Source organism: Belliella alkalica (assembly GCF_022549785.1).
GTDB lineage: Bacteria > Bacteroidota > Bacteroidia > Cytophagales > Cyclobacteriaceae > Belliella > Belliella alkalica.
The window spans coordinates 1-13,173 of record NZ_JAKZGO010000033.1; the positions used below are offsets into that span (position 1 = coordinate 1).

At 38.4% G+C, this 13,173-nt stretch carries 6 protein-coding genes; all 6 read right to left on the bottom strand.

Annotation, left to right across the window (positions count from 1 at the left end):
* The coding region (locus tag MM213_RS20230) for a DUF11 domain-containing protein (RefSeq protein ID WP_241414703.1) at positions 1-2,781 on the bottom strand (2,781 nt) is incomplete at its 3' end.
* Positions 2,782-2,796: 15 nt separating this feature from the next.
* The gene (locus MM213_RS20235; protein WP_241414704.1) at positions 2,797-6,486 is read right to left on the bottom strand and encodes a DUF6923 family protein; all 3,690 of its coding nucleotides are present in this window, start codon (positions 6,484-6,486) and stop codon (positions 2,797-2,799) included.
* A gap of 620 nt (positions 6,487-7,106) precedes the next feature.
* On the bottom strand, positions 7,107-8,366 hold the full coding sequence (locus MM213_RS20240; RefSeq protein WP_241414705.1) for a DUF11 domain-containing protein: 1,260 nt from the start codon (positions 8,364-8,366) through the stop codon (positions 7,107-7,109).
* A 499-nt stretch (positions 8,367-8,865) separates the two neighbouring features.
* Positions 8,866-11,562: a DUF11 domain-containing protein gene (locus MM213_RS20245; RefSeq protein ID WP_241414706.1), complete on the bottom strand. Its 2,697-nt coding sequence runs from the start codon at positions 11,560-11,562 to the stop codon at positions 8,866-8,868.
* Positions 11,562-12,053: a hypothetical protein gene (locus tag MM213_RS20250; RefSeq protein WP_241414707.1), complete on the bottom strand. Its 492-nt coding sequence runs from the start codon at positions 12,051-12,053 to the stop codon at positions 11,562-11,564. Before MM213_RS20250 ends, MM213_RS20245 begins: the two co-directional genes overlap by 1 nt.
* 871 nt (positions 12,054-12,924) lie before the next feature.
* Positions 12,925-13,167, bottom strand: coding sequence for an OmpA family protein (locus MM213_RS20255; RefSeq protein WP_241414623.1), 243 nt, complete (start codon positions 13,165-13,167; stop codon positions 12,925-12,927).
* Between the last annotated feature and the right edge of the window lie 6 nt (positions 13,168-13,173).

Here is a 13,173-nt window from a genome sequence, read left to right on the forward strand (position 1 = left end):
TATCGTCGCCGTAGCACAGTTGTCCGGATTCAATACCTCACAGATGCTGTATTCCAACGTATAGGTACCCGCAGGCGTACCGGCAAGAACGTCTACACTGCCGTCTGCATTCAATACTACCTGAGTAGTTGGGTTGYTGTCCGCGTCTAGGAACGATACRGGAGTGATGACCTCTGTGCCTCCTACCGACAACGTAACCTCGGATGGATCTACTGGATCTCCGTTCAACGTGTCATTATCAAACACATTCACTACATCATCCTCACCATCGTAACCGTYGATGTCTATCACCGTGTCATCAGTCGCCACTATCTCTGCCGCTTCTACCGTGATGCTTATCGTCGCTGTAGCACAGTTGTCCGGATTCAAYACCTCACAGATGCTGTACTCCAACGTATAGGTACCCGCAGGCGTACCGGCAAGAACGTCTACACTGCCGTCTGCATTCAATACTACCTGAGTAGTTGGGTTGTTGTCCGCGTCTAGGAACGATACRGGAGTGATGACCTCTGTGCCTCCTACCGACAACGTAACCTCGGATGGATCTACTGGATCTCCGTTCAACGTGTCATTACCAAACACATTCACTACATCATCCTCACCATCGTAACCGTTGATGTCTATCACCGTGTCATCAGTCGCCACTAACACATTCACAGGCACCGGCGTAACTGTCGATGTATTGTTACCCGGCGTAGGGTCCGTTTCATTACCATTAACAGTAGCCGTATTTTCATATGGGCCAGTAGCTAAAACAATGGCTTCTATGGTAAGTGTGACAGACTCATTAACTCCCAAAGTACCAATGATCCACGTTGGAGCTGTCCAAGATGTACCTGCTGGAGCAGTTACATTGGTTACTGAATAACCTGCAGGAACATTATCTGTCACAGTCACACCTGTAGAAGGCGAGGTACCATTGTTAGTGACTTCAATCGAAAAGGTCACGCTTTCCCCTACAAATGGTGTTAAGTCACTAACTGTTTTTACAATCTCCAAATCCGCAGAAGGACAAGGAGGCAAAATAATCACATTGACGCCAGCTGTAGAAAAGTCTGTGTTGTAACATAAATTAACTGTATCAAAGAAAAAAGCATAATAAAAACCAGAAACAGTGACATTAGTCGGGTCAGAAACTTCCGTACCAGGCTGACGATCTTGCGTCGTAAACCACTGAAGCACTACACCAGATGGAGGAGTGCCTGTGTACAAAGCATTTAAATTGACTGATTGTGGGCCATTGGTACAACCTAAAACACCTGCACTGTTATTTGCAGGATTGTTGTCAGGATTGTTTCCACTGATAGTCGCTAAGTTAAAGTAATCACTTTGAATCGAAATAAGCTCTGCGGTAATCACTAAAGTATGTGAACTGCCAGCGTTTAAATTACCGATTTCCCATTCACCTGTCAGAGGGTTATAAGTAGCATCTCCATTGGTAGCAGTGTGGCTTTGGTAAGAATAGCCTGCCGGTAAAAGATCCAACACTTCGACACCAGTGTCGTTACCTGGCCCGTTGTTAGTCGCAACAATAGTAAACTCAACTGTATTACCGACTACTGGGGTAGGATTATTTACTATTTTGGAGACAGAAAGATCTGATGATAATGCAGCGGGAGGAAATGTCCCATCGGTATTGGGACAAGCACCAATATTTGAAACAAGCGGAGCTGCACAATTACCCTGTGTACGACAATCGAAAGACTGTGTAGCAACTTCAAGGTAAGTTCCATTCATATTTTGAAAAATCCACTGTCTATTTGAATTGACATTTGTACCATTCTCACCTGCTCCAGGTTTAGATGAGGTTGGTCTACCATCGCCATTTAGAGTTGTTCCTTGCGTAAAAGTCCAATCAAGGTTAGGGCCTATTTGATTATTATTTAGGTTAATTCTATTATTTCCTGTAATTTCTATGTAGCCCAACTTTCCAGTTCCAGTCGAAGGCCCTTCTATACGACCGTCACCTTGAAACTCACGAATCCTAACCAATCCCTCATTATATAACAGAGAGGTTGAAGTAGAATTATTGGTTCCATTCAGGTCAGCTATTCCAAAATTTCTAAAACGACCATTATTACCATAATCTATTTGACCAGAAGTGACATTAAAAGTCCCTGTATTAATAAACTCACCTCCGCCAATATTGACACCATTAGCAGAAGTCATCGTGCCACAATTGATGTACAAACTACTGCTATTGTTATTATAGCTTTGGCCAATAGTAATTGTATCCCAGTTTCTTAATACTGTATTTCCCTGAACGTTAATATTTGAACCTATAGTAAAAAGCCCATAGTTGTCCACAATGTTTGTACTTGACGAATTAGTAAAACCTAGTACAGACACCTGTACAGTACCATTATTGTTGAGGACGTTGTTTACTCCAGAAAAGGTAAAGTTATTCCCACCTGTAGTGCCAGAACGCATAATTCCATTAGTACCTATCTGAACGTCAAGATTGGCATTGATTTGAGGGACTTGGTTGAACTGAAGTGTTCCATCTATTTGAAACTCTAAATTATCACCATTAGAAGAGTTGATATTGTTTTGAATAACAACTGTTACTCCCGGAGCAACACATATTTTACTGTTATTTTGAAATACTACGTCACCTAAGGTAGCGTTTGAAGTAAAGCAAACTGTAGTACCCGCTGCAAACGTATAATTCCCACTCAGGACGGGATTGGTCACAGTACAAGAGGTACACTGTGCATTTGCATTCTGGATATTGAATACACCTATGAATAGTGTAACGAATATTAGTAAATAATTTCTCATCTGTAGAACTAGGAATTATTGATTATTAGTTTTTGACCCACTCAATGGTACTTGCGCATCGCCAGCATTACATACTGTAGTGGTACTTACACTTGCTTCATTGTTAGACAAACTAGGATCATCATTGTCACCTGATATTGTCGCTGTATTGGTATGTTCGCCAACTACATTTATTTCAGCTATTATTTGCAAATTAACACTTGCACCATTGGCTAAATTTCCAATAGCCCAAGTTGACCCTGACCATGTTCCTACAGATGGTGCGGCACTAACAAAAGTGTAACCTGATGATAAGACATCTTCTACAATTACATTAGTATCAGTACTAGGCCCATTATTGGTGGCTGTAATAGTGAAAATAACTTGCTCACCCACGTTTGGAGTTGGATTGTTTACTGTTTTGGCAATAGACAAGTCAGATAGTGGATTATTTATATCTGTGGCTTCATTATTACTCAAATCAATATCATTGATATTTGAAGGTGGTGTTACAGTAACAGTATTTGTCATTGAACCTGTAAAACCTGCAGGAACTGAGACTGTCAAGGTGTAGGTGACTGTTCCGCCCACAGGTATATTTACTACATCATTGATTGCTCCATTTTGCGTTCCAGATACACTTGTGGTTGCTCCTCCTGAAACAGATGCAGTATAACTGTGATTAGCTGCAGGAATACCAGCAATCAAAGGATCGCTGACTAAAACATTTGTTGCTCCAAATGGACCAGCGTTGGTAACTACTATTGTGTAGACTACATTACTACCAGGTGTGTAAGTATTACTTCCGTCTGTTTTGGTAACTCGCAGGTCCGTATCAAAAGTTAAAATACTGGACGCACATATTGCTCCATCATTCAAGGAAGAGGATGGTGCCCCAGAAATAACTGTTCTTTGTCCAGTAGTCAAATCAAATTGATAAAACCCACTGCCATTGTTAGCTACTCCATAAAAATTACCCAAAGCATCTATAAATAATGCTCCGAAATTAACTGTCGATGAAGGAGTTGGACCTAACGCTACAACAGCTCCCGTATTCCTATCTATTTTCCAAATTCTACCAGGAGCAGAAGGATCTGTATTACCTAAAACCGTATATAAAAACCCATCTACAGGATTGTATGCTAAATCAAAAAAGATAACATTTCTAAATAAACTGATCGTTTGAACAACAGTGCGTGTTGCAACATTAATCTTAAAAATACTATTAGATGTGGTGCCAGTGCTGTGAACATACAAGAAACCATCTTCGTCAAAATCACCAGAAAGATAGTTTGCTAGAGGCAAACCAGTAACTGCTCCCAAATTAATCGGTATGCCAGTCGCATCAATGACTACTAGTTGATTAGTGCTTTCTCGAATACCGTAAACAAAATTATCTTGAGAATTGTACCCAATGGCATTATAAGTAATTCCATGACTTCCATTATCAATTGGAGTGTAAATAAATGGATTATTAGATCTTTCAATATCGAATAAAATAGAAGGATCTGAAGCTACTACAGCTTGATTTAAAAACAACCTGTTGTCACCACAATTAAAGGGAATCAAAGGGTTTGTAATTACACTAGCTTCATTATTATTCAAGTTTGAATCACCATTATCACCACTTATTGTAGCCACATTAGTATAATTTCCCGAAGCATTTACAGTAGCCGTAATGGAAAGTGTTCTAGAAACTCCATTGTTTAGATTTCCTATATTCCATAAACCCGTGCCTGGTGTATATGTACCTCCATCTGCTGAAACTGTATGACTCACGTAGCTATAGCCATTTGGCAACAAGTCTTGAACTTGAACACCAGTATCGTTATTTGGTCCATTATTAGTAGCTGTCACAGTAAACACAATATTACTACCAACTGAGGGTACAGGATTATTTACTGTTTTTGTTACCGATAAATCAGAAAATGGACAATTTTTAACTTCCACTGACCGCATACCGATATCCCTAACCTCGGTAGGGTCACTGTTAGCTGTAAAAGTAAATAGTAATGCTCCCGATTGCGGAATACCAGATGGTAAAACTATGACCAGATTGGAGTTGCTCGATCTGGACGTTTGTGAAGCAACCAAAGGTAAACTTGATATATTGACAGTGGCTCCATTATTCCCCGCAACTGACGGTGAGGTTGTAGCATCCACTGTTGTCGAGGAAACTGTGGCATATATGGTTCCAGCATAGGATACAGTAAAAGTAAAACCTCCAGCATTAGTATCACGCAATGTTCTAAACCAATAAAAATCATTTAAACTTATTGTGGTTAACCCATTGATATTTGTTAAGTTTTGCGAAAGGGTAGTAACAGTATTTACATCTCTTCTAAACTCCAAACCATTTGCATTTAATTGTACTCTACCTGTTGGTGAAGCCCATGGGCCAGAAGGTGCATACGTCCCACCTACTATCCATCCTGGAACCGTATTCGTATTTCCGCCTGTAGTAGGGAAAACACCATTAGTTACCCTATTTATTGAGCTTGGGCAAGGGAAAGGAACGACATCAATACTAGCCTGATTATTCGATAAAATAGGGTCCGAATTAGTTCCTGAAATTGTAGCTACATTAGTATAATTTCCCGAAGCATTTACAGTAGCTGTAATGGAGAGCGTTCTAGTCACTCCATTGTTTAGATTTCCTATATTCCATAAACCCGTGCCTGGTGTATACGTACCGCCCCCTGCTGATACTGTATGTGATACGTAAGTATAACCACTAGGTAATAAATCTTGTACATTTACTCCAGTATCGTTGCTTGGGCCATTATTAGTAGCAGTTACAGTAAAAATAACATTTTCACCCACGTTTGGAGTAGGGTTGTTTACTGTTTTAGTAACAGAAAGGTTTGATTCTAGGCTACTTAAAGTTAAAATCCAACCATCTTCTACACCAGCAGCTCCCCAGTTCGTGCCAGCTACACCAGCTTGACCTCTAACAAACACTCTAAATGTTAGAGAAGTAATTTGATCACCTTGAACAAGCACAGATCCATGTGCGACTCCAGCTCCATTAGCTCTTGGCTCAGCAGCGGTATTCAAAATTTGATTTCCCGCAACAGAAAAAAATGGAGTACCGGAAAGTCTATTTAATGTGAGTCCTGTAGTTAACAAGTCTAGTTCAGCTGTAAAACCGCTTCCTGCACCGCTACCTCCTAACCCCATAAAATGAAGAACAGGATTATTTACAGGTCTATTAAATGTTATCACTATATCGTGCATCCAGTGCTTCCCGGCAAAAGGCAATCCATTTAAAACAGTAAGTCCATTCGCAATTGCAACACCCCTATTCGAAGCAACAGCAATACCTGTGCCAGCTGATATATTACCACTCGATGTAAAATTTGAATTAACTGGATCACTAAAAAAATTCAATAATGGAAAAATAGGATCTGCTACATTAGATCCAAAAAACCATCCAATAACACTCGATGGATTATTTGGATTCCCTGCATTTCCATTAGTGTTTTGTGGGTGATTGAGATACTGTTGATTTGTTAACGCAACATTTACATTTAATGCTGGGTTGTAAGTGGCAAATGTATTCCCAGTTGGATTATCGGTGTTATTCCTAAACCTTATAGTGGTTGAGGTTACCGGTCCATTTCCTGTAGGATTCCCATCCCCAGCTGCAAATTCTAAGGCAGGGTTTTGGGCAAATGTTGAAAATACTACAAGCAATAGAAATGTTTGGAGTAGAATTTTTTTCATATATATTGTTATAATGGAAAATCTTTTTTAAAGTACTATTTACTTGTTATAAGTATTCAAAGCCACTAATTAGCCATGTTTGAACATGTACACAATCAGCGTTTTATTATTCTATAACAAGAATAAAGTACCTCACAATACGCAAAAGTACTTATTTATACATAAAAATGTACCTCGGAAGCATTTTTTTTCCGTTGACCACTGAAATTTTTTTTTCGCCGCTTATCAAAAAGACCCTGACCAAAAAAATAACTGCTAAATTCCTGAGTCAAAAAAAAAAAAGGAAAAATCATAAAAAAGTCTTAGTAGCTCCTAATATGTTTAATTGATTAATAATCAATACTTTTTTATTTGTGAATTTATTTGAAACTAAAGGTGCCTGATATTTACCTCCATTGCATAATTCGACTGCAACTTTGATGGATTTTTTTTTAAATCAGATCTGTAATGTTTGCCATTAACTCTGAGATAAACTCCAAAAGTGGTACTCATAATGACTTGCCCAGTAAAAAGTATAGATCTACTGTAGGATTTCAATCACCAGCACATAATTCCAATGCTGGATTAACTTGACCAGAGGACTATGTTATTATTTAAAAAAAAGGAATTTTGAATACGATCTATGGGAAGGAGTTGTTGATCTTTGATTGATTTAGAATAACTTGATTTCTACCTGCATTGCAAACTGTAATGCTTGCAGTCGATAGATTGTTTGAAAGATCCAGATCATCATTATCTCCATTGATAGTAGCATTATTAATATAGTCCCCTGATGAATTTACTAAAGCTACGATTGTTAGCACTCTTGAATCTGCTAGCTGTAGATTACCGATATCCCACAAACCCGTAATGGGGTTGTATGCCCCCCCGTTAGAGGAAATCGTATGGTCTAAGTAAGAGTATCCTGAAGGAAGTAAATCCTGTACAAATACCCCAGTCGCATCACTAGGCCCATTGTTGGTTGCAGTAAGTTGAAAAGTGATAGTATCACCACTATTAGGAGTAGGATTATTTACATCTTTGGAGATAGACAGATCTGAAACAAGATTGTATCTTAACAAAACCACTCCAGAACCTCCATTGGCTCCACCATGCGAGGAACTACCACCTCCTCCGCCACCACCAGTATTGGGAATCCCTGCCGTAGGAGCGATATTATCTCTTGCACTAGATCCATTTCCGCCACCACCTAGGCCTCCAGATCCTAAAGCACCCAGTGCATTACCACCTCCTCCTCCTCCTCCAGCAAAAAAACCATTAACTCCAAATTGCGTCCCAAATACAGTTCCATAATTTAAGCCATTCCCTCCAAGCCCTCCATCATTCCCAGTAATATTTGCTGGCTGAGAACCTGCCCCACCACCACCAGCACCACCATTATCATTAGAATTTCTAGCACCATTGTTTCCAAAACCTCCAGAAGCACTTGTTGGCTGCAAACCTAAACCTGCTGGATTCTGTCGCCCCCCACCTCCTGACCCTCCATTGTTTGCAGGGGTATTATTATTTGCAGGGGTAATGATCCCACCACCGCCACCAAGGGCTACCAGTCCGTCAAAAACGGAATTACCCCCATTCCCTGCAGCAATGCTTGGGACGTTAATTCCATTGCCCCCGGCACCTACTATGACAGAGATATTGGAACCTGGTGTGACTGAATATCCTTCTCTATAGATGAGGCCGCCTGCCCCGCCACCGCCACCGCCTGCACTATTGAAGGCAGAATTACCAGCACCTCCGCCACCACCTGCTACGATCAATACATCTACAGATTGAACTCCCTGAGGAACTTGCCAAGTTTGGCTTCCAGTACCTTCAAAAACCACAGTTACCTGTGCAGATACTTTCGATAAACTCGACAATGTTGAAATTAGTATCATAATTACTGAATACCGCAATAAGCTTATTGAAATGCTATAGCGAAAAAAAACAATTCTAGGTTTTTGAAATAAGAAAATAAAAAACTTAAACAAAAACACTAGAAACAAGTATATACTCCTCACCACTAATGGTAATTTACTTATGATGGACAATTATATTTTTACTTTAAGTAATAACTAAACAACAATCATCTTCTGTTAGATAAATTTTTAGTAAATCGCTTCAGTTCAAAACTTACTAAGCGATCCACCATCCAAATATCATTTACAGATTCGATAGAAGTGCAAATTATTAATTTTTGTACAAACAATCGTTTTTTTAATTACACAAAAATCAATTTGTTCAGCAATAATTTTGCTATAAAAATCTCTTACCCCCGAAAATCAGTAAAAAATAGAGGTAAAAAACCTTAACATAATCATTTGCCTGTAGGAGCAATTGTATATAAATAGACTTTAAGGAGCCATTTAAAGCAATTCCTCAAAAGACACCTTCGCATTATTGATTAACTATTCTCGTACCATTTAATGGAACTTGTTCATCACCAGCGTTGCATACAGTTGTAGTGCTTACACTTGCAGAATTATTTGACAAATTAGGATCTTCAATGTCGCCATTAATACTCGCTGTATTGGTATGAACACCAATGATATTTACAAATACCTCAATTTCTAAAGTGATACTCTCTCCGGAAATCAAGTCACCGATTGTCCATAGTCCAGTAACTGGATCATATGCTCCACCTGAACTGTCCCCAATATATTCGAATTCTGAAGGCAATTCATCAGTAACAATAACTCCATTTGCATCTCTTGGGCCATTATTCGTCGCAGTTATTGTGAATCTAATACTTTCACCCACGGTTGGTGTAGGATTGTCCACTGTCTTAACTATAGCCAAATCTGAATTACAAACATCCTCTGATCTGACCACTAATACTTGGGCTCTATTGATGGTAAAGGTATGAGAGCCAGTAACACCAAAAATAAATCTACCAGTGCTAAATGTATTAAAAAACATCTGAACTGCATGATTTAAATTTTCTATACCAACATTCTCCCCAGGGATATTACTTGGCCTGAAAAGTTCAAAGCCTGCTGATGTAGAAGCCAAAAACCCTTCATTGACAAGTTCTCCACCAACTAAAAGTCCATCGGGAGCTGTTGAAAGAGAAAATCCAGTTACTTCACCTACGTTAATTCCTAAAGCGCCATCGATATCAGCCAATGTAATCCATACATTACTTAGCGTAACAGCAGTACCGGTAGGATTATCAGATGTCGCAGATCCTGCCTCAATTATGGTGTAATCATAGACGAAATTAGGATCGGAAGTAGCGAGAACATTTGCCAACTGTAAACTTCCAGCATTTAAACCTGACTGGGCTATTTCGAGTCTACCACTTCCTAAATTATTTAACTCAACTATTTCAATCAAAACATCATACTGCGTACCAGCAATATTGAAAGCATTTTCTCTAATGAGAAAATCCCCTTCATTTAGATCTGTAGCTGTACCAGTGCCTGACAAAAACTGTAGGTCATCTAACACCGTGTTTCCGAGTATTCCAGCCTCAGTACAGTTTATTATACTTATGATTCCTGCATTTGATTGATTATTAATTATGTCAGGATCAAAATTATCACTTTCAATTGTCGCGCTATTTATATAAACCCCTGTTGGAAGTACCACAACTTCAATTTCCAAAGATGCACTTGTTCCGCTGACCAAGTCCCCAATCGTCCACTGCCCTGTTACGTTATCGTAATTACCTATAGAAGATGTCGCACTAACAAAACTGTAGCCTGATGGTAACAAATCAGTAACGACTACACCTGTAGCTGTATTTGGTCCATTATTATTTGCTACCAAGGTAAATACAACATTAGAATCAGCAAGTGGAGTGGGGTTATTTATTGATTTTGTAATACCAACATCTGATTTCCGGATTGGTGTTACGGAGGCCTCAGCAAAATTATTTGTCTGATCACTATCCAAAGAATTACCTGCTTGGATACTCGCCTGATTCAAGTAAATACCAGTTTCATTTACAATTGCCTGAATCTCTAGAGTCTCAACATCTCCATTTTCAAAAAGACCTATATTCCAAATTCCAGTCAAAGGATCATAAGAACCTTTAGAAGCAACTGCCGATGAAAAGGTATACCCAGTAGGCAATTGATCAGATACTGACACTTCATTAACACTGTTTGGGCCATTATTAGAGGCTGTCAATGTAAATATCACAGTTTCACCAAATGCGGGACTTGTTTCATTAACTTCCTTTTCCAATTCTAGATCTGTCTCTTGTAAACCGATTATCTGATTTAGCAATACTCCTGAATCGTATGAAGGATCCCCCACATCAGCAATTGCTACTTTGAATCTATAAGTAGCTCCAGGAACCAAACCCGCTATATCTCTGACTATAGCTGTAGTGATACCGTTATACTCTATATGAATTGGAAATGGACCAGGTTGAGGAGCCGGATTGAGTGCGCCAGTATTCAAATGTCCATTATTGATATAAAATTGTGTTTGTGTTAGATCTGCAGGAGTGCCATCCGATGCTACACCTAGCACTCCACCATTCACAGAATTAACCGCTATGACAGCATTGTTTGATGGTAGGAGAGCTACGTTTTGTGGATTCACTCCATCGCCTATACCCGGCCCAGACACAAAAAAACCAAACACATCATTAAAAAAACTTCCTACATAATCTGGATATTCTTCTGATCCAAATTGAAAAATTATTCGAATACCACTTGAATTTGGATCCAATGTAATATCAAAAGAATATGCCACGGTATTAAAGCTTGCTGCAGGATTGATCCCTAGGATATTTGGGTCTGTACCTGTAGAAGTGGGATTAATGGATCTGCTTGTCGATATATTTCTATTTGTAAGATCCTGACCTGCATTTCCTGTAGAAAATAATACGCCTGAATCAATCCCTAATCCTGCTCCAGCAATCCCATTTGAAAATGTGGCGATTTGTGGATTTCTGGAACCACGTTCAAGCGTAGCATTCGAAATCCCTAGACCGTTACCAGTCAGCGCTGTTACAATCTGCACATCATTTGGATTGGTTGTAAAGGTTGATTGCGCTCTTAATAACCCCCCAGAAAGAAAACAAAAACTTAAGATCAATCCTAAAGAGATGATTTTTATTTTATTAATAATTACCATCATTATTCTTCTATTTGAAACCAAAGTTTTATTAGCCCTGACTTTTTCAAAACATCAATTTGCTGAGAATCTAAACTGTCCTCTAGTCGTCTAAATAAAGAATTCAAAACCAATTGAGTTCGTGAATTAGCAGTATTTGGCACTTTCAAATACTCATATTTATCTAATAAAAGAGATTTTAGCTCCTCTTCCTGTTCTTGAGAAACACCAATCAACTCCTTGACTTTCAATAAATCTTCTTCGACTTTTCTCATTATCACAGAATCTTGAAACATGTTTACAGTTAAGGGGAAATCAGGTTTTGAAGAGGTAGAATCACTATTATCATTATTAAATTCAAATTTGGAATTGTCTATCAATACTGCTCCAGAAGTATAAGAAAATTGCTTATCTAAAAATATACCTTCGCTTAACGCTGGAACACTACTTACACCGATTAGGGTAATCAAACGTAAGGAACAACCTACTAATTTTGAAGTTTTGAAGCTTTTCATTTATTTCTGAATTCTATGCATCCTGCATTTATCTAAACCACAAATTATTTTGTTAATCAAAATCAAATTGTATTTCAAATAATTGGACAATGTGTACAACTTAGGTAATACCAACATCTAATAAAACCTTACATATCTATTAATATGAAAGTTAAATTGTTTGTTTTTTTGAAAGGATTTCTACTTTAAGAGAATTTTAGAATAACTTTAACTTTTATTCAATTTCATTCATTTCGATTTGAATATTGGGTGATTTTTCAGTTCGGAATTGTAGAAGGGTGATCTGGAAAAAAGAATATGCTTTAGAATCATTTTTGAATTTGAAAGCAAATTTTAACCAAACCTAAGTATTTTCAAACAAAATTTTACCTTTTTTAAAAATTTTTCGTTTAAAAACCTATTTAAGGAGCTTCAATACTATTAGTGAAAAATGAATTTCCACATAATTTTTTATGATTATCCGATACTTTGCCAGTAATAACGTAAGCAAATAATCATGTTGAGGAAAATGGTCACCTTTCAACGAACGACAGTTAATAGCAATAAAACGCCGTTGTTGGTGAAAGTTTGTTTAGCTAGTGGCAAATTAGCGTATATACATATGATTTTTCCTGATGATAGGCCACAACAACACTTTGTGAGTATTTCAGTTAAAATCATGTGGACAATCTTTATTTGTCAATTAGTTACTAATGCATCAATTGACTTAAAACATATCAATTTGGTTAGCTTCTGTCAAGAAAGTGAATAAACATAAAACTTAAATTACAATAGTGGATTTAAAAAAAGACCCACCCCTAAGAGGTGAGTCTTTTTATTGTGATTTTAAGGGACTTCCCGCATGCTATGCCTATGCAAGCGGGCACCTTTTTTACTTCTTCAGCTTCAACTCTGTCCTTCTGTTTAACTGATGCTGGGCGGCATTGCACTCTCCACAGTCCACTACCGGCCTTGTCTTGCCAAACCACTCGTGCTGCATCCTTGCTGCATCTACACCCCTGTTCACCAAGTACTTCATCACAACTTCCGATCTTCGCTCTGACAGGGACTTGTTGTACTCCTCGCTTCCACGCTGATCGGTATGACCCTCGATATACAGGTTCAAGTTCGGCATACGTCG